The 21,052-nt window shown below is 56.5% G+C and carries 19 protein-coding genes and 1 tRNA gene; 11 read left to right on the top strand and 9 right to left on the bottom strand.

Going from position 1 to position 21,052, the window contains the following annotated elements:
- The first annotated feature begins 111 nt into the window (after window positions 1-111).
- Complete coding sequence (gene pyk / locus F1C16_RS01700) at window positions 112-1,551, top strand: pyruvate kinase (RefSeq protein ID WP_185282665.1); 1,440 nt, start codon at window positions 112-114, stop codon at window positions 1,549-1,551.
- Window positions 1,552-1,796: 245 nt separating this feature from the next.
- Here the strand turns inward: pyk and rpsT are convergent, their stop codons facing one another.
- A complete protein-coding gene (gene rpsT / locus F1C16_RS01695; RefSeq protein ID WP_185282664.1) occupies window positions 1,797-2,054 on the bottom strand; it encodes a 30S ribosomal protein S20 in 258 nt (85 codons plus the stop codon).
- 186 nt (window positions 2,055-2,240) lie between these two features.
- Here rpsT and F1C16_RS01690 point away from each other — a divergent pair, with 186 nt between their 5' ends.
- On the top strand, window positions 2,241-3,224 hold the full coding sequence (locus F1C16_RS01690) for a YheT family hydrolase (RefSeq protein ID WP_185282663.1): 984 nt from the start codon (window positions 2,241-2,243) through the stop codon (window positions 3,222-3,224).
- A 161-nt stretch (window positions 3,225-3,385) separates the two neighbouring features.
- Here the strand turns inward: F1C16_RS01690 and rsmG are convergent, their stop codons facing one another.
- The 3 genes from rsmG to F1C16_RS01675 all read right to left on the bottom strand — a co-directional run bounded on the left by rsmG (window position 3,386) and on the right by F1C16_RS01675 (window position 5,979).
- Complete coding sequence (rsmG, locus tag F1C16_RS01685) at window positions 3,386-4,009, bottom strand: 16S rRNA (guanine(527)-N(7))-methyltransferase RsmG (RefSeq protein WP_185282662.1); 624 nt, start codon at window positions 4,007-4,009, stop codon at window positions 3,386-3,388.
- Window positions 4,010-4,231: 222 nt separating this feature from the next.
- On the bottom strand, window positions 4,232-4,855 hold the full coding sequence (locus F1C16_RS01680; RefSeq protein WP_185282661.1) for an RNA polymerase sigma factor: 624 nt from the start codon (window positions 4,853-4,855) through the stop codon (window positions 4,232-4,234).
- A complete protein-coding gene (locus tag F1C16_RS01675) occupies window positions 4,846-5,979 on the bottom strand; it encodes a glycosyltransferase (protein WP_185282660.1) in 1,134 nt (377 codons plus the stop codon). Before F1C16_RS01675 ends, F1C16_RS01680 begins: the two co-directional genes overlap by 10 nt.
- 177 nt (window positions 5,980-6,156) lie before the next feature.
- Between F1C16_RS01675 and tgt the strand changes: the two genes are divergently transcribed.
- The 3 genes from tgt to F1C16_RS01660 all read left to right on the top strand — a co-directional run bounded on the left by tgt (window position 6,157) and on the right by F1C16_RS01660 (window position 9,454).
- Complete coding sequence (gene tgt / locus F1C16_RS01670) at window positions 6,157-7,287, top strand: tRNA guanosine(34) transglycosylase Tgt (protein WP_185282659.1); 1,131 nt, start codon at window positions 6,157-6,159, stop codon at window positions 7,285-7,287.
- 90 nt (window positions 7,288-7,377) lie between these two features.
- On the top strand, window positions 7,378-8,454 hold the full coding sequence (locus tag F1C16_RS01665) for an LptF/LptG family permease (protein WP_185282658.1): 1,077 nt from the start codon (window positions 7,378-7,380) through the stop codon (window positions 8,452-8,454).
- A 91-nt stretch (window positions 8,455-8,545) separates the two neighbouring features.
- Complete coding sequence (locus F1C16_RS01660) at window positions 8,546-9,454, top strand: DMT family transporter (protein WP_185282657.1); 909 nt, start codon at window positions 8,546-8,548, stop codon at window positions 9,452-9,454.
- Window positions 9,455-9,603: 149 nt separating this feature from the next.
- On the opposite strand, the gene ispE is transcribed toward F1C16_RS01660, so the two are convergent.
- Complete coding sequence (gene ispE, locus F1C16_RS01655) at window positions 9,604-10,416, bottom strand: 4-(cytidine 5'-diphospho)-2-C-methyl-D-erythritol kinase (RefSeq protein ID WP_185282656.1); 813 nt, start codon at window positions 10,414-10,416, stop codon at window positions 9,604-9,606.
- Window positions 10,417-10,541: 125 nt separating this feature from the next.
- Here ispE and F1C16_RS01650 point away from each other — a divergent pair, with 125 nt between their 5' ends.
- From F1C16_RS01650 to F1C16_RS01635, 4 genes are all read left to right on the top strand, one after another.
- Window positions 10,542-11,189 (top strand): sugar transferase, encoded by a 648-nt coding sequence (locus F1C16_RS01650; RefSeq protein WP_185282655.1) that lies wholly within the window; start codon window positions 10,542-10,544, stop codon window positions 11,187-11,189.
- Complete coding sequence (locus F1C16_RS01645; protein ID WP_185282654.1) at window positions 11,186-11,866, top strand: acetyltransferase; 681 nt, start codon at window positions 11,186-11,188, stop codon at window positions 11,864-11,866. Before F1C16_RS01650 ends, F1C16_RS01645 begins: the two co-directional genes overlap by 4 nt.
- A gap of 69 nt (window positions 11,867-11,935) precedes the next feature.
- Complete coding sequence (locus F1C16_RS01640) at window positions 11,936-13,087, top strand: aminotransferase class I/II-fold pyridoxal phosphate-dependent enzyme (protein WP_185282653.1); 1,152 nt, start codon at window positions 11,936-11,938, stop codon at window positions 13,085-13,087.
- Window positions 13,088-13,177: 90 nt separating this feature from the next.
- Window positions 13,178-14,116 (top strand): YitT family protein, encoded by a 939-nt coding sequence (locus F1C16_RS01635; RefSeq protein ID WP_185282652.1) that lies wholly within the window; start codon window positions 13,178-13,180, stop codon window positions 14,114-14,116.
- Between the two features lie 170 nt (window positions 14,117-14,286).
- On the opposite strand, the gene F1C16_RS01630 is transcribed toward F1C16_RS01635, so the two are convergent.
- The 3 genes from F1C16_RS01630 to atpD form a co-directional block, all read right to left on the bottom strand.
- Window positions 14,287-15,417: a PLP-dependent aspartate aminotransferase family protein gene (locus tag F1C16_RS01630; protein WP_185282651.1), complete on the bottom strand. Its 1,131-nt coding sequence runs from the start codon at window positions 15,415-15,417 to the stop codon at window positions 14,287-14,289.
- Between the two features lie 106 nt (window positions 15,418-15,523).
- A complete protein-coding gene (gene atpC, locus F1C16_RS01625) occupies window positions 15,524-15,769 on the bottom strand; it encodes an ATP synthase F1 subunit epsilon (protein WP_185282650.1) in 246 nt (81 codons plus the stop codon).
- Between the two features lie 103 nt (window positions 15,770-15,872).
- On the bottom strand, window positions 15,873-17,378 hold the full coding sequence (atpD, locus tag F1C16_RS01620; protein WP_185282649.1) for a F0F1 ATP synthase subunit beta: 1,506 nt from the start codon (window positions 17,376-17,378) through the stop codon (window positions 15,873-15,875).
- 283 nt (window positions 17,379-17,661) lie between these two features.
- Here atpD and F1C16_RS01615 point away from each other — a divergent pair.
- Both F1C16_RS01615 and F1C16_RS01610 read left to right on the top strand, forming a co-directional pair.
- A tRNA-Gln gene (locus F1C16_RS01615) sits at window positions 17,662-17,734 on the top strand.
- Window positions 17,735-17,899: 165 nt separating this feature from the next.
- Window positions 17,900-18,829: a ribose-phosphate pyrophosphokinase gene (locus tag F1C16_RS01610; RefSeq protein ID WP_185282648.1), complete on the top strand. Its 930-nt coding sequence runs from the start codon at window positions 17,900-17,902 to the stop codon at window positions 18,827-18,829.
- Window positions 18,830-18,946: 117 nt separating this feature from the next.
- Here the strand turns inward: F1C16_RS01610 and F1C16_RS01605 are convergent, their stop codons facing one another.
- Entirely contained in the window at window positions 18,947-20,836 is a 1,890-nt protein-coding gene (locus tag F1C16_RS01605) for a CocE/NonD family hydrolase (RefSeq protein WP_185282647.1), read from the bottom strand.
- Window positions 20,837-21,052 lie beyond the last annotated feature (216 nt).

Below are 21,052 nucleotides of genomic sequence, written 5' to 3'. Positions count from 1 at the left end.
TCCTCTTGCCCTGGGGCAGAAGCCCTAGGTTCCGCTACCTTTGTAGCACTGTGCCTCGCACTCTACCTGTTTTTTCGTACCACCAGACATACCATTCTCTTCTTCTCTTGCATGGAACCACGTCCTCATTTCAATAAAACCAAGATTGTAGCCACCGTTGGTCCGGCTTCTGATACGTACGAGCGTTTGGGCGCCCTTATCCGTGAGGGTGTCAACGTGTTCCGCCTGAATTTCTCGCACGGTGAGCACGAAACGCACCTGAACGTTATTAATACGGTGCGTCGCTTGAACAAAGACCTGCGCACCAATGCGGGATTGTTGCAGGATTTGCAAGGGCCGAAAATCCGATTGGGCGAAGTAGAGGGCGGCAGCGTGGAAATCAAGGCCGGCGACAAGATTAAGCTGGTGTGTGGCGAAAAGGAAATCAGCACAGCGGAGCGCCTGAGCACGATCTACCTGGGCTTGGCCCGCGACGTGAAGCCCGGCGACGCAATTCTGATTGACGACGGCAAGATTGAGCTGCGCGTGCTGGCCACCGACCGCGAGAAAGAGGTAGACGTGGAAGTTATCTACGGCGGCACCGTGAAGCCCCGCAAAGGCATCAACCTCCCCGACTCCGACGTGTCGGCCCCGTCGATGACGGAGAAGGACATTGCCGACTTGAAGTTTGGCCTGGAAAACGACGTGGACTGGGTGGCCTTGTCGTTTGCGCGCCGCGCCGAGGACATTCGTTTTATTAAGTCGCTGATTGCCGAAGCCGGCAAGCAGACCCGCGTCATAGCCAAAATCGAAACGCCCGAGGGCCTGCGCAATGTCGACGAAATCATTGCCCTCACGGATGCCGTGATGGTAGCCCGCGGCGACCTGGGCGTGGAAATTGCCGGTGGTGAAGTACCGCTGGCGCAGAAAATGATTATTCAGAAGTGCAATAAGGCCGGCAAACCCGTGATTGTGGCTACCCAGATGATGGAGAGCATGATTACGGCCCCCCGCCCTACCCGCGCCGAAACCAACGACGTGGCCAACGCCGTGCTCGACGGTACCGACGCCGTGATGCTCTCCGCCGAAACCGCCGTGGGCGCCTACCCCATTGAGGTAATCCGGCAGATGGGGGCCATCATCCGGAGCGTGGAAAGCAAGTCGGAAACTATCTTCAACCATTGGGTGCCTATCGATTCCAACTCGCCCGGTTTTATGGTGGATAGTCTGTTGTCGGCGGCGGGCCACTTGGCCAAAAACACGGGTGCCAAGGCCATTACCGGCATGACGCACCGCGGCTATACCGCTTTCCAACTGTCGAAATACCGCCCTAAGGCCGATATCTTCATCTTCACCGACAGCCGCGAACTACTCACAGTCCTAAGCCTGGTGTGGGGGGTACGTTCATTCTACTACGACCGCATGAACAGCACCGACAGCACCATCGACGACCTCAAGAATATTCTGACCACTACCGGCCACCTGCAAAAAGGCGACGTGTTCATCAATACCGCCTCTATGCCGATTACGGAAAAAGGTAAGACCAACATGGTGAAGGTAAGCGTCGCTTAATCACGGATTCGCTCTGATTATAGCGGATTCCACGGATTTTTTGGACGATTATTACTGAAAGCGGCTGCCTACAATAGGCAGCCGCTTTTTATGTTGCTACCGCTTAGGTAGCCAGAACAATGATGCACGACATCAGCAAACCGTCCACAAAATCCGCTGTAATCCGTGGTTCAGACAAAAAGGCCCTGCGTTTGCACGCAGGGCCTTTTCTATTAAAAAGAGCAGGAACGCTGGAGAGAGTCGCCTTAGGCGGCCAGCGAGCTTACGAACTTAGCCAGGCTCGACTTATTGTTAGCGGCTTTGTTCTTGTGAATGATGTTCTTTTTAGCCAGCCGGTCCAGCATCGACGAAACCTTCTTCAGCTGCTCCTGTGCTTCGGATTGCACCGTGGTAGCGCGGAGTTTCTTGATAGCGGTACGGGTCGATTTAGCCTGATAACGGTTCAATACGCGCTTAGCTTCGTTGGAACGGATGCGCTTGAGGGCCGATTTGTGGTTTGCCATGGGGTTGAAATAGGTACGTTCTGCTCTGTTTCAGTTCAGTTGGGGTGGCAAAGGTACGGCTTTCGTTGGAATTAACAAACGACTAAGCCAGATTTGCGCACAGTCTGCTATTTTACGGGAATACATCAGATGGCACGAAACAACTTCCACGCTTCTGTGCTTGCTTGCTACCCTTCCTAAACTGCCATGCCTGTTATCGCTGAATCTCGTTACCGGCCACCATTTTACTTGTTCAATGGTCATTTACAAACCATTGTGCCCAGCCTGTGGCGCTCGGTGCCAGAGGTGCACTACCAGCGCGAGCGGGTAGAAACAGAAGATGGTGACTTTCTGGACCTCGACTGGTCGCGGCCGGCTGGCAACGCCCGCGACACGCTGGGCATTGTATCGCACGGACTGGAAGGTGACGCCTCGCGACCCTATGTGCGTGGCATGGTGCGAGCCTTGAACAACGCGGGATTCGACGCGCTGGCTTGGAACTACCGCAGCTGTAGCGGCGAGATGAACCGCCTGCTCCGCTCCTACCACCTCGGCGACACCGATGACCTGGATTTCGTGATTCGATACGCGCTGGCTACTGGCCGTTACCAACGTGTGTTTCTAACGGGTTTCTCAGCCGGTGGCAACGTGACGCTGAAGTACCTAGGTGAAAACCCCGAGCGTGTGCCACCGCAAGTGGCGCGGGCAGCCGTTTTCTCGGTACCTACCGATCTAAAAGCCAGCTCCTACCAGATTGCCCGGCCCGAAAACCGCGTGTATATGACGCGCTTCATGAAATCGTTGCGGGCTAAGATGCGACAGAAGGCCGAGTTGCTACCCGGCCAAGTGGATTTGGAGGGCATTGACTTACTGCGCGATTTCCCGGAGTTTGATGCCCGCTTTACGGCGCCCATGCACGGCTTTCAATCGGCCGACGAATACTACGAGACGGCCAGCTCTGGCCGCTACCTCAGCCATATCCGCATCCCTACCCTTCTCGTAAACGCCCAGAACGACCCTTTCCTGGCGCCTACCTGCTACCCTCGCGACGTAGCAGGGCGCAGCCAGTACGTATTCCTAGAAACGCCACCCGCTGGCGGCCACGTAGGCTTTGCCGAAGGCACTCCCGACGGGAAGTATTACTCTGAACGCCGGGCCGTAGAATTTCTGACGGCAGAAGTGCCGGGGTAGGAAAAGAGAAGTAGTGAGTAGTAAAACACGTGTGTCATCCTGAGCTTGCGAAGGATCTTATGCCAGTTGGACGACTATCATAACAACGAATCGTTTTTGTGTGATAAGGTCCTTCGCAAGCTCAGGATGACACACGTTTCTTTTAACTCACTACTCAACTCTTATGCCTTTTGACTCGGCACAAACACTACCTTCTTCGTTTCAAAGAACTCTTCGTTGAAGAAGTCGCTCAGATCTGTACTATGCGCTTTCAGGCCTGATTCGGCAATTTCTTCGGTTAGGTCGCCGCCTTTTAAGTAATAGAGGCCACTGTTGGCAGCGGCGTGAGGCTTGTAGCGGTGCGCAATCCAGGTATGGAAGGTAGCGAGGCGGGCCACGGCGCGGCTCACGATGTAGTCGTATTTGGTGTGTAGCTGCTCGGCACGAATTTGCTCGGCCGTGACGTTGGTGAGGTGCAGCGCCTCTGCCATTCCTTCTACCGCTCGAATCTTTTTGCCGATGCTGTCTACCAAGTGAAATTTCACCTCGGGAAACAAAATAGCCAACGGCAAGCCGGGCAGGCCACCGCCCGTACCCACATCCAGCACCGACGAGCCCGCCGGGAATTCTATGACCTTGGCAATACCCAACGAGTGCAGAAAATGGCGCTCGGCCAGGTTTTCCACGTCGGTGCGGGCAATGAGGTTCACGCGCTCATTCCAACCGCGAAACTCGGTTTCGAGCTGGCGGAACTGGTCACGCTGGTGGTCGGTGAGGGTAGGAAAGTAGTTGAAGAGGATGTCCATGGTGTGGGCAAAGATAGTGCAGCTACATAGTAACTACACTGTCATCCTGAGCGGAGCGAAGGACCTTCTCACGGTAGAACGACAAGCGTAGTAACGACTTGTTCTACCGTGAGAAGGTCCTTCGCTCCGCTCAGGATGACAGATGGTTTCAACCCAAACAAAAAGCCCCGACCGAGGCCAGGGCTTTTCAAATCAATCATCAACTTATCAAGAATCAGCACATTAGATAATGTGCTTCTTGTTCTTTACCATATCATAGAGCAGCTCGCGGGCACGGTGCAGTTGGGCTTTCACGGTGCCGAGGGGGGCTTTTAGCTCCTGCGCAATTTCCTCGTAGCTCAGCTCATCGAAGTAGCGCAGCGTAACAAGGCGCTGGTACTTATCGGGCAGGCGTGATACCACGTGCTGCATGATTTCGATTTTCTGATTTTTGATGGCGTTTTCGGCCGGATTGAGGTTGCCGTCGCGAAAATCGATGGTGATTTCGTCGCCATTGTCAATCTTGATGGCCGAGTCAATCGACATCGTTTTGATTTTATTCTTGCGAATAAAGTCGATGCAGTTGTTGGTGGCAATGCGGAACAGCCACGTGCTGAACGCATACTCGGGATTGAACTTGTGCAGATTGCGGAACGCCTTGGCAAAAGCCTCAATCGTAAGGTCTTCGGCGTCGTCGGCGTTGCGCACCATCTTCAAGACCACGTGATACACGGGTTTCTTGTAGATCTGCATCAGCTCAGCGTAAGCCTTTTCGTCGCCTTGCTCTACGGCGGCACGAATCAGCTTGAAATCGTGCTTGGCTTTGGCGGAGAACTGTTTTTGTATTTCCTGATTGTTTACTTCCATCGGAGCGTGCGGTGAAGGAACAGCGAGATTCCCAGGGCTAGATAGTAGAAAGAATAGATGGCGTCGAGCAAAGGCAACAGCGCCGGGGGTAGGCGGTCATCAAGGCGGCGACCCAATTGGTGATAGGTCAGAAACATGATACCGGTCCGTAACGACCATAAGACAGCCAAAGGTATCCAATCGGGGCGGGAAAATAACAGTCCAAATGCAGTGAAATAAAAAAGCAGATTAGTACCAATAAAGTTTCCTACTCGCCATCTATCGGCGAAACGGTAGCGCTTACCCGCCGACAAATGCCGACGTTTTTGTCGCCACCAAGCGCCCCACTGTGCAGCTGGCTCACTGAGGGTATGGGCGCTGGGTTCGGCCACTACGGCCACCCGGGCGCCCTGGGCCACGGCATCCTGCACCAGCAGGTCGTCGTCGCCGCTCAGGCTGCGAATGTGAGATGCAAACCCTTTGGTGGAGCGGAAGGTTTGCTGCGTGTAGGCCAAGTTGCGGCCCACGCCCATGTAGGGCTTACCACGCCAGGCAAACGACAAATACTGTGCTCCGGTGACTAAGGTTTCAAAACGGATCAGCTTATTAAGCAGGCCCGGCGCAGGCGTGTAGGCAGAGTAGCCCAGCACCATGTCGGCGGGTTGGGCAAAGCCGCGTTGCATCAGCCTGAGCCACTGATTGGTAGCGGGTATACAATCGGCATCGGTGAACACCAGGCGCGGGTAGCGGGCGGTTTTGATGCCTAGGGTAAGCGCATATTTTTTGGGCGACAGGCCATCGGGGGTGCGGCGCACTTCTACCAGCCGCACGTGGGGGTAGTACTGCGCGAGTTGCTGCACATAGAGGTAGGTCTCGTCGCTGGAACGGTCATCGACGAGAATGATTTCGAAGCCGGCGGGGTAGTCCTGCTGGAGCAGCAACGGCATCAACTGGCGCAGATTGTCTAACTCGTTGCGGGCGCAGATGAGAATGGAAACGGGCTCTTCATCGGGGCCGGGTGCGTCGGCTGCCGGCTCGGGTGGCCGGTTGGCGAAGGGTAGGAAATAGTAAGCGAAGTAGAACAGCTGCACCAGCACACACGCCAGCAGCAGCCATACCAGCGGGGAAAAAGGAAGTGGCAACACAGCAAACAGGATAAGCAGGCAAAAGTAGGCATTAGTTACCTTTGTAAATTCCTACCGTACATTTCTCGCAGAGATTCGCGGAGGTAGGGGCCGAGGTTCGCAGTGTCGTTCTCACAAACACACTGCGAACCTCGGCCCCTACCTCCGCGAATCTCTGCGAGAAAGGCTCTTGCTTATATGACTTTCGATTTAGTTGCCCAGGACCCGCAGTCCAAAGCCCGCGCTGGTGTAGTGCACACCGCGCACGGTGCTATTCAAACGCCCATTTTCATGCCCGTGGGCACAGCCGGCACCGTGAAAGCTGTGCAGCAGCGCGACCTGAAGGACGACATCAAGGCGCAGATCATCCTCGGCAACACCTACCACCTCTACCTGCGCCCCGGCCTAGACGTGCTGCGCCAAGCCGGCGGCCTGCACAAGTTCAACGGCTGGGACCGACCCATTCTCACTGACTCGGGTGGCTACCAAGTCTACTCGCTAAGCGGCACGCGCAAGATCAAGGAAGAGGGCGTGAAGTTTCGCTCCCACATCGACGGCTCGCAGCACCTGTTTTCGCCCGAGGGCGTGATGGACATTCAGCGCACCATTGGGGCCGATATTATGATGGCCTTCGACGAGTGCACGCCCTGGCCCTGCGAGTACGACTACGCCGCCCGCTCCCTCGACATGACCCACCGTTGGCTGAAACGCTGCATCGAGCGTTTCGACAGCACCGAGGGCCACTACGGTTACGACCAAACGCTGTTCCCCATTGTGCAGGGTAGCACGTTCAAGGATTTGCGGGTGAAGTCGGCGGAGTTTGTGGCCGAGCAGCAGCGCGAAGGCAACGCCATTGGCGGCCTGAGCGTGGGCGAGCCCGCCGAGCTGATGTACGAAATGACCGAGTTGGTCTGCGACATCCTACCCCAAGACAAGCCACGCTACCTGATGGGGGTAGGCACGCCGGCCAATATTCTGGAGAATATAGCGTTGGGCGTAGATATGTTTGACTGTGTGATGCCGACCCGTAATGCCCGCAACGGCATGCTGTTCACCACGCAGGGTATCATGAATATCACCAACAAGAAATGGGCTACCGACTTCGAGCCGATTGACCGTGAACTAGGTGGCTACGTCAGTACGTTTTACTCACGCAGCTACGTGCGCCATCTGTTTCAGAGTCAGGAAATGCTCGGCCCGCAAATTGCCTCTATCCATAACCTCAGCTTCTACCTGTGGCTGGTAGGCCAGGCGCGGGAGCAAATCTTGGCCGGCACCTTCCGCGAGTGGAAGGACAAGATGGTGAAGCAGGTGATGACACGCTTATAGCAAGCTATTAGCTGATGGCTGATAGCTGTTAGCTTATTTATTCTATACAGAAGGCTAATAGCTAACAGCTATTAGCTATCAGCTAAATTCATGCGGCTACTCGATAAATACATCATCCAGAAATTCCTCACGGCGTTCGTGTTCACGGTGCTATTGCTGGTGAGCGTGATTTGCGTGGTGGATTTCACGGAGAAGAACGACAAGTTTATTCAGCATAATCTGCCTGCGAAGAAGATTATGCTGGATTACTACGTCAACCTGTTTCCCTATTTCGCCAATCTGCTGTCGCCCATCACGGTGTTTATTGCGGTGGTGTTTGTGACGGCGCGGCTGGCCGAGCGCACCGAAATTGTGGCCATGCTGGCCAGCGGTATGAGCTTCAACCGGCTATTGCTACCCTACCTGGTGGGTGGGGCCATTATTGGCGGGGCCACGTTTGGGCTGATTGGTTGGGTGATTCCGGTGGCCAACAAAACCCGCGTCAATTTCGAGCGGCTGTACGTGAAGCGGCCGTATCACTTTAGTGCCCGCAACGTGCACATGAAGGTAGGCGAGCGGAGCTACGCTTATATGGAGAGCTACGACAACACCAGCAACATCGGCTACCACTTTGCCCTAGAAACCATTGATGGCACCAAGCTACGCCGCCGCCTCACGGCTGATGCTATCAGCTGGGACTCTACCAAGCACGTGTGGCACCTCTCGCCGCAGCTGGTGCGCACCATCGATGGGCAGCAGGAAAACTTGCTCACCATCCCCGCCCGCGACACCACGCTCAACCTCTACCCCAAGGACTTCGCCAGTAAATACCGCCTGGCCGAAACCATGACGCTGCCCGAACTGAACGAGTTTATTCAGCAGAAAATAGACCGCGGCGCTGACGATACCCAGCAATACCTCAGCGAAAAATACGAGCGGTATTCTTACCCCTTTGCCATCGTCATCCTCACGGCTATCGGCGTGATTCTGAGCTCGCGCAAGTCGCGGGCCGGGGTAGGTGGGCAAATTGCGTTGGGCTTCGTGCTAGCTTTCTTGTTTATCATTTTCGTGATTCTGGGCCGCAACCTGGCCAGCGTGGGCGACATGCACCCCATGCTAGCCGCTTGGATGCCTAGTATCGTTTTCTCCTGCATCGGCGCCGGCCTCTACCGGTTTGTACCGCGCTAACGAGCGACTGAGTGGATGAGTGAATAAGTAATTGTTCTCACTGCCACATTTCACACACTTAAAACAATCACTCAGTCACTCACCCACTTTTATGTTAAAAGATTACCTGCGGCTGCATTTTATTGTGTTGCTCTGGGGCTTCACGGCCATTTTGGGCAAACTGATTTCGTTGCCGCCGGTGGAGTTGGTATTCTGGCGCACGTTGCTGGCCAGCATAGGGCTGCTGGGGTTGCTGCTGATGCGCCGGCAGTCGTGGCGGATAGGTGCGGCCGACACGGCGCGGCTATTAGGAGTAGGCACGCTGGTGGCGGCGCACTGGATTACCTTTTTCCTGGCGGCGCGGCTGTCGTCGGTGAGTGTGTGCCTAGCGGGCCTGGCCACGCTGGCGCTATGGACCTCGTTGCTGGAGCCACTGATTCTGTGGCGGCCGGTGCGTTTCTACGAGGTAGGGCTGGGCTTGCTGACGATGGTAGGGCTCTATATTGTGTCGCAAGCTGAGCTGAACCAGTTATTGGGGCTGAGCGTGGCCATTGTATCGGCGGGGCTGTCGGCGCTGTTTAGCGTGCTCAACTCCAAGTTTGTGAAGCGGCATACGCCTACCCAGCTCACCTTTTATGAGATGACCGGGGCCTGCCTGAGCATCTTATTATTCCTACCCTTCTACAGCCGCTATTTCACCAACGGCGCGGGCTTACACTTGTCTCTGCACGGCAACGATTGGTGGCTATTGCTAGTGCTGGCGGGCGTGTGCACGGTATATGCTTTCTCAGCCTCTGTGGAACTGATGAAGCGCATTTCGGCCTTCGTAGTCAACCTCACCATCAATCTGGAGCCCGTGTATGGCATTTTGCTGGCCGTGTATTTTTTCCATGAGAAGATGTCGGCCGGTTTCTACGTGGGCACGGCCATCATCCTGTTCAGCGTCCTAATTCATCCGGTGCTGGACCAGTGGAACAAGCGTCGCCAGCGCCAGCCCGCCGCGGCGGAAGTACTGGTGTAGGGGCGCCTTGCAGGCGACCATCATTGCTCCTGTTTCCTACCGATTGAGATTACCGCTGCACGCGAGATTTCTCACTCCGTTCAAAATAACCGGCTATCAGCGAGAAATAAGCACCAGCGTCAGCAACGACGGGCGCCTGCAAAGCGCCCCTACAGCCGGCCGTGCCACGTGGTATACTCTGTGGGCCACTTCAACGCGGGGGTTTCTTCTCTACCTGCAAACAACCCATACACCGCCGAGCCTGAGCCCGACAAGCTGGCGTAGGTAGCGCCCGCATCATACAGTTGCTGCTTGATGCTGCCCAGCACTGGGTACACCGGCGTGAGGGCATCCTCAAAATCATTGCTGATGGTATGGCGCCACGTCTCCATAGGTTGCGGAAGCGCCTCGCGCAAGTCGTGACGGGGCGTAGCGGGCACCACGCGGGCGTAAGCTTCGGCAGTGCTGATGTGCAGGTTAGGGTAGACCACTACGCAGGGCGTACCGGTCAGATTGAGGTCGATGGGCTGAAACACGTCGCCTTTCTCGTGAGCAAAAACGGGTTTGTTTTCGATGAAAAAGGCGCAATCGGAGCCCAGGCGGCGGGCGTAGCCAACAAGTGTTTCGGTGGAAAGCTGTAGGCTGAACAGGTCATTCAGGGCCCGCAACGCAAACGCCGCGTCGGCCGAGCCGCCGCCTAGCCCGGCCCCAATGGGTACCACTTTGTGCAGGTGCAATTGCGTGGGCGGCAAGTCGAAATCGGCTTTCAGCAGCTCATAGGCCCGCAGGCAGAGGTTGGTGGCCGGGTCGCCGGGAATGGGCAAGCCAGTGAGCGTGAGCGTGGTTTCTGGGGCGGGTAGAGCTTCTAGGGCATCGGTCCAGGGCAAGGGTAGAAACACCGATTCAAGGTTGCGGAAGCCGTCGGGTCGCTGGCCGGTAACGTAGAGGCCAAGGTTGAGCTTGGCGTTGGGAAAAACAAGCATGTGGAGGCGCCTTGCAGGCGCCCGGTGCCAGGGCGCCCGTTGGTACATAAACGGCTACACCACCGGCGCAGCCCGCGGCGAAGCTACGGCTTCTCCGTCACAGAAACCGTATTTTTGCGGCACGCATGGCCCACCTCCCTACCCCAGCTTCTTGGTATACCCGCCGCGGCAAGCGCCTGCTGGATGTTTTGCTGGCGGCGCCGCTGGTGGTGCTTACGGCCCCGCTGCTGCTCGGCACCGCTGCACTGCTGGCTGTACAAAATCAGGGGCGCGTGTTATTCCGGCAGCAGCGCCCCGGCTTCGATGGGCAGCTGTTCACGCTGTACAAGCTACAAACCATGACTGAGGCCCGCGACGCCTACGGCCACCTCCTACCCGATGCCGAGCGCCTACCCCGCCTTGGCCGCTGGGTGCGCGCCACCTCCCTCGACGAATTGCCGCAACTCTGGAACGTGCTGCGCGGCGACCTGAGCCTGGTAGGCCCGCGCCCCTTGCTGATGCAATACCTGCCACTGTACTCGCCCGAGCAGACGCGGCGTCACCACGTACGGCCGGGCATCACGGGCTGGGCACAGGTAAACGGCCGCAACGCCATCAGTTGGGAAGAAAAATTCCGGTATGATGTGTGGTACGTGGACCACCTAAGCTTAGGGCTGGATCTGCAAATTCTGCTACGCACGGTTAAGCGGGTACTCGGTGCGCAGGGCATCACCGCCGCTGGCCAGGCCACTACCACTGCTTTCACTGGCTCGCCCCCACCCACTACTTTATGAGCGAAATTCTTACACCGTCCCCGCTATTTCCCCTGGTCATTTTCGGTGCGGGCGGCCTGGGCCGCGAGGTGCTGGTACTGGTGCGCCAGCTCAACGAGGTGCGGCCTACCTGGGACCTGCGCGGCTTCTACGACGACCAGCCGCCCACCACCCCTACCCTGCACGACCTACCTTACCTCGGCACCGCTGCCGACCTCAATGCTACCCCTGAGCCCCTAGCCGTGGCCGTGGCCGTGGGCAGCAGCCGCAGCCGAGCCGCTATTGTGGCCCGGCTTACCTCGCCCCTTCTGTCGTTTCCTACCCTCATTCACCCTAGCGTAGCCTGCCAGTCCTACCAGCGTCTGCGCTTTGGGGCGGGCTGCATCATCACCCACGGCTGCATTCTAACAACGGATATTCAGTTAGGAAACTACGTGCTGCTCAACTTGGGCTGCACGGTAGGCCACGATGCCGTGCTGGAAGATTTTTGCTCCTTGATGCCCCACGCCAACGTGGGTGGCGAAGCGCACCTGGGCGCGGGGGTGTATCTGGGCACCAATGCCACGGTGCTCAACCAAGTGACGGTAGGGGCGCACACGACCCTGGGCGCGGGCGCCGTGGCCGTCCGCGACCTGCCGGCCCACTGCACGGCCGTGGGCGTGCCGGCCGCTGTTATAAAACAACATAAGGCCGTATAAATTGCGACATCACGGCATTTTAGCCGTTCCTGCGTACCTTCCCCGCCTTGCTATCACCTTCCGCTTTTCATGCGCAGCCAGGATTACGACCGAATTTACCTTTCGCCCCCACACCTGGGCCGCCACGAACTGAATTATCTGCATAAGGCTATTGAAGACAACTGGGTAGCCCCGGTTGGTCCCAACCTCACGGGCTTTGAGCAGGACATTTGTCAATACACTGGCGCGGCGCACGCGGTGGCGCTTACCTCGGGCACAGCCGCTATCCACCTGGGTTTGCAACTGTTAGGGGTAGGTCCGGGCGACGAAGTGCTGTGCCCGTCGTTCACCTTCGTGGCCACGGCCAACCCCATTCTATACCTAGGTGCCACGCCGGTGTTTGTGGATAGTGAGCCTACCACCTGGAACATTGACCCTACCCTACTGCGCACGGCCATCGAAGATCGATTGCGCCTGGGCCGCAAGCCCAAAGCACTCATCCTGGTGCACCTCTATGGCATGCCCGCTCAGCTTACGGAGGTGCTAGCTATAGCCGCCGAATATGCTATTCCAGTGCTGGAAGACGCCGCCGAAGCCCTTGGCTCACGCTACCAGGGTAGGCTGTTGGGCACGTTTGGCGACGTGGGTCTTTTCTCGTTTAATGGCAATAAGATTCTGACTACCAGCGGGGGCGGCGTGCTGGTGACCAACAACGCCAACCACGCCCGCCGGGCGCTGCACTTGGCCACTCAAGCCAAAGACCCTGCGGCCCACTACCAGCATTCGGAGGTTGGTTACAACTACCGCCTCAGCAACCTGTTGGCCGGTATCGGACGCGGGCAGATGGAGCTAATCGAAGACCGCGTAAAGAAGCGCCGCGAAATATTTGCTTGGTACCAAGACAAGCTGCGTGAGTTACTGGGCCTGAGCTTTGTGCCCACCGAGCCCGCAGGCGGCCGCAGCAACCGCTGGCTCACTACCGTGCTTCTCGACCCGGCTACCGCTCCGGTCACGCCCGAGCAGTTGCGCCAACACCTCGAAACGCGTAATATCGAGAGCCGGCCGCTCTGGAAGCCACTGCACCTGCAACCACTTTTTGCCGGAGCACCCATGTACGGCGGCACCGTCTGCGCCGATTTGTTTGCCCGCGGCTTGTGCCTACCCTCCGGCTCCTCTCTAACCGATGAGGATCTGGTCCGCGTGGTAGAGGCCGTGCGCGAAGTTTTGCCCGCCGCTTCTTAGGCCTTTATCGGCAGTTGGAAGGAAATCTGGCTGGCTTCGCCGGGCGAATTACCTATTTTGCGCTTTCTGTCGATTTATCCTCTGACCTTCATGGCTGACGAAGCCCCCATTCCCCAGGCCTCCCCCGTACCGGCGCCACCCGTTGCCCTGCCCGTCGCTCCTACCCTCACGCCGCAAGCCAGACTACGCAACTTCGCTTTGGTGGTGTTGGGCATTCTTTCGGCGGGTATGGGGCTTAAAGGCTTTCTGCTATCCAGCCACCTCATCGATGGGGGTGTAACAGGCATTTCCATGCTCTTGTCCAACGTGACGGGCATACCGCTGGCGGGCTTGCTGCCGCTTATCAACCTGCCCTTTCTGATTTTGGGCTACCGCCAGGTAGGGCTGCAATTTGCCATCAAAAGCGCAGCCGCTATTGCGGGTTTGGCAATATGCCTGGCTGTGGTCCACTTCCCCGACGTCACCCACGATGTACTCCTAACTTCCGTGTTTGGTGGCGTGTTCATCGGCGCGGGCATCGGCCTGGCCATGCGCGGCGGCGCCGTTCTCGACGGCACCGAAATAGCGGCCCTACTCATCAGCAAATACACGCCCCTGCTCAAGGTCAGCGACGTTATTCTGATTCTGAACATCTTTATCTTCAGCGTGGCCGCCTTCGTGCTTAGTGTCGATGTGGCCTTATATTCTATTCTGACCTACGTAGCGGCCTCCAACTCCCTCGACTTTTTGCTTAACGGTATTGAGCAGTACACGGGCGTTACCATTATTTCCGCTGAGTTCAGCGAGCAGATTCGGCAAGCCATTACGGAGAAGCTTGGCCGGGGTGTCACCATGTACCAGGGCAAGCGTGGCTTCGGCAAGCGCGGCGCTCAGAACATCGATATGGATATCGTTTTCACCGTTGTCACGCGTTTAGAAATTCCGCAGCTCCGCGCTGAAGTTCGCAGCATCGACCCCAAAGCCTTTGTCATACAGTATCGAATTGATGACACGGAAGGCGGTATGGTGAAGAAAAGACCACTACATTAAATACCGTAAGAATAAACTGAAAGCCCCCGCAATGGCATATTGCGGGGGCTTTCAGTTTATAAAAAGCTGTATTATCTATCCTAATTGTGTAGAATACTGCCCTGATAAGGTACATAAAGTTCACTAGGTAGTATATAACGTACAAAAGACTAAATACTCAGTATAAAACACTACCCGCCAGATAGTGCTTGCTGTAGATCAGCCAGCAGTTCATTTACCGGCTCAATTCCCACAGACAGCCGCACCAAGCCCGTTGTAATGCCTAGCTCGATGCGTTGCTCTGGCGTCAGGGCGCGGTGCGAGGTGCCGGCAGGATAGGAAAGTGACGAATCTACCCCCGCTAGCGAAGGCGCAAACGGAAACCGTTGGCTGCGTTGCATCACCCGGTTCACCACTTCATCTTCATCAGCCAACAAAAACGATAGCATTCCGCCGAATAACCCACGGCCTTGCGCCGCGGCCAGCTGGTGCTGCGGGTGGGTAGGAAGACCAGGATAATACACCGCCCGCACGTTGGGCTGCTGCGCCAGCATATCGGCAATCTGCACGGCGTTGCGTGAATGCGCTTCCACACGCAAGCGCAATGTTTTGAGGCCCCGCACGGCCAGCCAGCTTTCCATCGGGCTCAGCGTGAGGCCAAACGTGACGCCGATTTGCTTGAGGCGCGCCGCATCTTCCTCGGTGCGCACTACCACGGCGCCGGCTGTCACATCGGAGTGGCCCGCCAGGTATTTCGTAACGCTGTGCACGGCTAAGTCAGCGCCGAGAGCCAGCACCTGCGTGAGCACAGGGGTAGCAAACGTATTATCGACTACCAATTTCAACCCATGCGCGTGGCAGGCCGCGGCCGCAGCCTGCACGTCTACCACCCGTAGCAACGGATTGCTGATAGTTTCGCAGAGTAGCAGTTTGGTGCGCGGTTGCAGGTAGGGCTGCAAGTCGCCCGTCAGATCGGCAAATGGCACGTATGTGACGCTGATGCCCAAGCGGCTCAGCTCCTGGTTCAGCAGCGACGACGAGCCCCCGTAGATATCCTGGGCACACAACACATGGTCGCCGGCCTGACAGTAGCACAGCATGGCCGCAAAGATGGCCGCCATGCCCGAGCCCGTAGCTACGGCGCCCGCGCCGGTTTCCAGCTTGTTTACGGCATCGGCTAACTCGTCGGAATTGGGATTGCCGTTGCGCGAATACATATAACGGCTCCCCGGCTCCCCGAAATACAGTTCTAGTTCGTTCAAATCGTCGAACTTAAAAACGGAAGTCTGGTAGATTGGGGTGATTTTGGGATGAATTTCCATCGAATACAGCAAGCATGGTTCGCGGCACAAGCTACGGCTTACGACACAAAAAAAGGTCTTCCTCTACAGAGAAAGACCTTTTTTAGGAAAATCAGGAGCGTGAAAGCTATGCCTTAATCGACTCAGCCAACACAATTACGTTGTTGCGCAGTACTTCCACCACGCCACCATCAATGTTGAACGACTCACGGCCGCTGGTACCGTTGATCGTCACCGCACCGGTTTTCAGCGCCGAAATCAGCGGGGCGTGGTTGTTCAGCACTTCAAACAGCCCGTCGATGCCGGGAAACTGCGCCGAGGTTACTTCGCCTTCAAACACCTTACGGTCCGGCGTGATGATTTCTAAATGCATATTCTTTGAGCTATTAGCTGTTAGCTGATGGCTGTTGGCTGATGGCCAGACTACAGCCCGAAGACTAGCAGCCAATGGCCATCAGCTAACAGCTCAAAAGGAATTACTTCGCTTCGGCAATCAGTCGCTCACCTTTAGCTACAGCATCTTCGATGTTGCCTACCAAGTTGAAAGCAGCCTCGGGCAGGTGGTCATACTTGCCGTCGATGATTTCGTTGAAGCCTTTGATGGTGTCCTTGATGTCAACTAGCACGCCTTTCAAACCCGTGAACTGCTCAGCCACGAAGAAGGGCTGCGACAGGAAACGCTGCACACGACGGGCACGCGTTACCACCTGCTTGTCCTCCTCCGACAGCTCGTCCATACCCAGGATAGCAATGATATCTTGCAGTTCCTTGTAGCGCTGGAGCAGCTCTTTCACGCGCTGGGCGGTGTTGTAGTGCTCGTCGCCGAGGATAGTAGCGTCCAGAATGCGCGAGGTAGAGTCCAGTGGGTCCACAGCAGGGTAGATGCCCAGCTCGGCAATCTTACGCGACAATACCGTGGTAGCGTCCAAGTGAGCAAAGGTGTTGGCCGGAGCCGGGTCCGTCAAGTCATCGGCAGGTACATATACGGCCTGTACCGACGTAATGGAACCACGCTTGGTGGAGGTGATACGCTCCTGCATGGCACCCATTTCGGTAGCCAGGGTAGGCTGGTAACCTACGGCCGAAGGCATACGGCCCAACAGAGCCGATACTTCCGAACCCGCCTGCGTGAAGCGGAAAATGTTGTCGATAAAGAACAGGATGTCACGACCAGCGCCGGTGCCGTCGCCGTCACGGAAGCTCTCGGCAATGGTCAGACCCGACAGGGCCACGCGGGCGCGGGCTCCGGGAGGCTCGTTCATCTGGCCGAACACGAGGGTAGCCTGCGACTTTTCCATCTCCGCCATGTCTACTTTGGAGAGGTCCCAGCCGCCTTCTTCCATCGAGTGCTTGAACTCCTCACCGTAGCGAATGATGTTGGCCTCGATGAATTCACGCAACAAGTCATTGCCTTCGCGGGTACGCTCACCCACACCGGCAAACACCGACAGACCCGAGTAGGCCTTGGCCACGTTGTTGATCAGCTCCTGAATCAGTACGGTTTTGCCTACCCCGGCACCGCCGAACAAACCAATCTTGCCACCCTTTACATAAGGAGCAAGCAGGTCAATTACTTTGATACCAGTGAAGAATACCTCCGACGACGTAGCCAGGTCCTCGAACGCGGGAGCGTGGCGGTGAATAGAGAGGCCACCCGTGCTCTGCGGCTGCGGAATGCCGTCGATGGCCTGGCCGATTACGTTAAACAAGCGGCCTTTCACGCCGTCACCGGTGGGCATGGAGATAGGAGCGCCCAGGTCGCGCACTTCTGCGCCGCGGGTCAGGCCCTCCGTCGAGTCCATGGCAATGGTACGTACCCGGTCTTCCCCCAAGTGCTGCTGGCACTCCAGTACCACAACTTGGCCATTATCCTTCGTTACTTCGAGGGCATCCAAGATATTAGGCAGCTTAGCGCCTTCACCCGCGAAGCTCACGTCCACAACGGGACCAATGACTTGGGTGATTTTACCGATATTCGCCATGCGGTTCTTATTATATGTAGGGGGGTGCAACGTTTTCAGGCCGCAAAACTACGGCAAAATCGTTGCTTTGCCAAGTCTACTTGTATAGAGAGCCTGAGAAATTTTCAGCTTTTTACTGGAAACGTCACACTCTGAAAATCAAGGTTTCAGCACCCATTACCGGCAAAAAAAGGGCATTTGAAACGAGTTGGTCGAAAAAAATATTTGCCCGAAAGTTTGCCTTGAATTCTAACAGTAGTACATTTGCACACCCAAACGGCACACCCCGTTGGGAATTACAAATTGTCCGATGGTGTAACTGGCAACACGCTTGATTTTGATTCAAGAAAGTCCAGGTTCGAGCCCTGGTCGGACAACTGCTCAACTACCGCGAAAGGCGCTGCATCTTCCTCTTCAGGAAGGCAGCGCCTTTCGCTTTTTCTTGTTTTTCCGGGGCGTTGGCTTTATTCGGGCCAGCGCTTGGTGCTTTCTGCTCGCTGGCCGTTCTTTGTCGTCTTCTCCAATACACCTACCTCTTTCTCATGGCACAACAGGTTAAAATCTTTACGGGCAACGCATCGCACGAACTCGGTGAGCAGATAGCGGCCGCCTACGGTATTCCGCTGGGCGACCTTAGCATCCAGCGCTTCGCCGATGCGGAACTGGGGCCGAGCTTCAACGAAAGCGTGCGCGGCTGCGCGGTTTTCCTGATTCAGAGCACCAACCCACCCGCCGAGAACCTGATGGAGCTGGCCCTGATGGTAGACGCCGCCAAACGCGCTTCGGCCTATAAAGTGAACGTGGTGATGCCCTATATGGGTTACGCCCGCCAGGACCGCAAAGACAAACCGCGCGTAAGCATTGGGGCCAAAGTGGTAGCCAACATCATACAAAGCGTAGGCGCCGACCGCCTCATGACCTGCGACCTGCACGCAGGCCAGATTCAGGGTTTCTTTGATATTCCGGTAGACCATCTCGACGGCGCCGCCGTGACGGTTCCTTACATCAAGTCGATGAATCTTGATAACCTGCTGTTTGCCTCGCCCGATGTAGGTGGCGTAGTACGTACGCGGGCTTATGCCAAACGCTTTGGGGCCGAGATTGTAGTGTGCGACAAAATGCGCCTGCGGGCCAACGAAATTGCTTCGATGCAGGTAATCGGCGACGTGGCCGGCCACAACGTGGTTTTGGTAGACGACATCGTGGATACGGCCGGTACTATTTGCAAAGCCGCCGAGCTGCTGATGGAGCGCGGCGCCAAATCGGTACGCGCCGTGATTACCCACCCCCTACTCAGCGGCCCCGCCCACGACCGAATCCGCAACTCGGCCCTGGAAGAGTTGATTATCACGGACACCATTCCGCTGCGCGAAGAGAACAGCAAAATCAAGGTCGTGTCGGTGGCGGGGCTGTTTGCCCAGGCCATCCACAACGTCGTTAGTCACGAGTCGATTAGCTCGCTGTTTATTTAAAATCTTCTGTCATCCTGAACGCAGTGAAGGACCTTATGCTGCTAGAACGACTCGTTGTTACGAACATCGTTCTAGCAGCATAAGGTCCTTCACTGCGTTCAGGATGACAGATGTTTATTACATCTTCTCCTTACCTGTCGGCAACACTTCCACATCCAGGAAACTGTCGCCGTACACGGTGTGCGTGGCTTTCACGTAGTCGCTGGCGTCGGCTTTATAGGGGTTCGCCACAAACTTCTGCGGGTTGCGGGCAATGAACGGGAACCACGTGCTCTGCACCTGCACCATGATGCGGTGGCCCTTTTTAAAGGTATGCAGCACGTCCTGCAACCGGAAATCCACCTCGGTTTTCTGGTTGGCTACCATCGGTTCGGGCTTCTCGAAGCTGTTGCGGAAGCGGGCGGGCATCACTTCAGAGCGCACCATCTGCCAATAGTTGCTGAGCATGATGTTTTTGTTGGGCATGTAGTCGTTGTTGGCTTCATCGGCCGGGTACACGTCGATGAGCTTCACTACCCAGTCGGCGTCGGTGCTGGTGGTGGCCACTTGCAGCTTGGCCATAATTTCGCCGCCCAAGGTCACGTCTTCGGTCAATACGTCGGTCTGGAATACCACCACATCGGGGCGACGGCCGGCGAAGCGCTGGTCTTCGCTCATGTAGTTGTGCGGGGTGAAGCCCATCGTGGTGGTCAGGTCCTCGGTGTAGGGCACCGGCTTCAGCGGGTCGCTGAGGAAGGTAGTAGTGCCGGGCGTGGCGGCAGGCTGCTGTGCGAGCTTGCCATCGGCGGCCAGATAAAGCTTCTGGTGGGTAGCGTTGGAAGCGGGCCATTTGGCAAACGTTTCCCACTGCTTCTTGCCCGTGTCAAACATGTACGCTTCGGGTAGGCCGGAGTTCTTGCCGCCGTCTTCTTTCAGAAAGTGACGAAAAAATTTGGCCTCGATATTCTTCTGGTAAAACGTAGCGATGCTGTCCCCAAAATACACGTTGCTGTGCATGGTGTGGCCGGTTTCGCGGCTCCAGCGCCCGTGCCCAAACGGCCCCATCACGATGGTGTTGTAGGCGTTGGGGTTCTTCTTTTCGATAGTCTTATAAATGGTGAGTGGCCCGCGCAAATCCTCGGCGTCGAACCAGCCGCCCACGGTCATTACGGCCGGTTTGATGCCGGACTTGTAGTGCTCAGGTAGGCCGCGCTTCTGCCAGAACTCGTCGTAGTTGGGGTGGTTGATGGTTTCCTGCCAGAAGAAGTTGTTGGCGTAGTACTGGTCGGCATTTTTCAGCGGGCCAAGGTCCAGCAGAAACTGGTAACCGTCTTTGGTATTCGGCTTGATGGTTTGGGCGCCGTACCAGGCCCGGCTAGTGGTATCCTGCTTCTGCACCCCAAACACCGGGAAGGTGAAGATGTACGATTCCAGAAACGCGCCGTTGTGGTGAAAATCGTCGAAGAAGAAATCCGAAACGGGTGCCTGCGGCGAGGACGCTTTCAGCGCGGGATGGTCCGACAGGATGCCGGCCGCCGTGTAGAAACCGGGGTAGGAAATGCCCCATTGCCCTACCCTACCGTTGTTGTTGGCCGCTTTCTTGGTCAGCCACTCAATGGTATCATAGGTATCAGAACCTTCATCGACGTCCTTTTTGCCCTTCTTGTTGTCGATAACAGGCGTCATGTTGGTCCAGGTGCCTTCGCTCTTGTAGCGCCCGCGCACGTCCTGATACACAAAGATGTAGCCCTCCTTCATCATCGTTTCCGATGGACCTAAGCGCGCCGGGTATTTGCCTTCGCCGTAGGGCGCGATGCTGTAGCAGGTGCGCTGCATCATCATGGGGTACTTGTGCTGCTTAGAGGCATCCTTGGGCATGTAGATGGCCGTAAACAGCTTGGTGCCATCGCGCATCGGGATGTACACTTCCTGCTTGGTATAGTGTGCTTTGGCGTAGCTATCGGCTTGCTGAGCCAGCGCCGGGGCGCCACACCACACCAGCATGCTTAGCATAACTGCTTGTTTCATGGGAGAGGGAATAAAATGAGTGCCTCAAAGTACAGAATTGCCTGCGGAGGCTGCTGCTAAAGTCTGCTGTTTTGCAGGTAGGTTGCGCAGCTGTCATTCCGGGTACAACGAGGAATCTAGGTGAACAAGAACAACGACTTACTCAAATTCCTCGCTTCACTCGGAATGACAATATGTAAAACCTAAACTATTCACTACCTTTGCGGCCCGTTTACC

Source organism: Hymenobacter sp. NBH84, assembly GCF_014217645.1.
Classification (GTDB): Bacteria; Bacteroidota; Bacteroidia; order Cytophagales; family Hymenobacteraceae; genus Hymenobacter; species Hymenobacter profundi.
This window is presented reverse-complemented; position numbering and strand designations above follow the sequence as displayed.

Coding starts and splice junctions, on each gene's coding strand:
- F1C16_RS01665 (WP_185282658.1), top strand. CDS start 7,378: ATGCGGCTACTCGATAAATACATCATCCAGAAATTCCTCACGGCGTTC.
- rpsT (WP_185282664.1), bottom strand. CDS start 2,054: ATGGCAAACCACAAATCGGCCCTCAAGCGCATCCGTTCCAACGAAGCT.
- ispE (WP_185282656.1), bottom strand. CDS start 10,416: ATGCTTGTTTTTCCCAACGCCAAGCTCAACCTTGGCCTCTACGTTACC.
- F1C16_RS01645 (WP_185282654.1), top strand. CDS start 11,186: ATGAGCGAAATTCTTACACCGTCCCCGCTATTTCCCCTGGTCATTTTC.
- tgt (WP_185282659.1), top strand. CDS start 6,157: ATGACTTTCGATTTAGTTGCCCAGGACCCGCAGTCCAAAGCCCGCGCT.
- F1C16_RS01650 (WP_185282655.1), top strand. CDS start 10,542: ATGGCCCACCTCCCTACCCCAGCTTCTTGGTATACCCGCCGCGGCAAG.
- F1C16_RS01635 (WP_185282652.1), top strand. CDS start 13,178: ATGGCTGACGAAGCCCCCATTCCCCAGGCCTCCCCCGTACCGGCGCCA.
- rsmG (WP_185282662.1), bottom strand. CDS start 4,009: ATGGACATCCTCTTCAACTACTTTCCTACCCTCACCGACCACCAGCGT.
- pyk (WP_185282665.1), top strand. CDS start 112: ATGGAACCACGTCCTCATTTCAATAAAACCAAGATTGTAGCCACCGTT.
- F1C16_RS01680 (WP_185282661.1), bottom strand. CDS start 4,855: ATGGAAGTAAACAATCAGGAAATACAAAAACAGTTCTCCGCCAAAGCC.
- F1C16_RS01610 (WP_185282648.1), top strand. CDS start 17,900: ATGGCACAACAGGTTAAAATCTTTACGGGCAACGCATCGCACGAACTC.
- F1C16_RS01630 (WP_185282651.1), bottom strand. CDS start 15,417: ATGGAAATTCATCCCAAAATCACCCCAATCTACCAGACTTCCGTTTTT.
- F1C16_RS01690 (WP_185282663.1), top strand. CDS start 2,241: ATGCCTGTTATCGCTGAATCTCGTTACCGGCCACCATTTTACTTGTTC.
- F1C16_RS01640 (WP_185282653.1), top strand. CDS start 11,936: ATGCGCAGCCAGGATTACGACCGAATTTACCTTTCGCCCCCACACCTG.
- atpC (WP_185282650.1), bottom strand. CDS start 15,769: ATGCATTTAGAAATCATCACGCCGGACCGTAAGGTGTTTGAAGGCGAA.
- F1C16_RS01605 (WP_185282647.1), bottom strand. CDS start 20,836: ATGAAACAAGCAGTTATGCTAAGCATGCTGGTGTGGTGTGGCGCCCCG.
- atpD (WP_185282649.1), bottom strand. CDS start 17,378: ATGGCGAATATCGGTAAAATCACCCAAGTCATTGGTCCCGTTGTGGAC.
- F1C16_RS01660 (WP_185282657.1), top strand. CDS start 8,546: ATGTTAAAAGATTACCTGCGGCTGCATTTTATTGTGTTGCTCTGGGGC.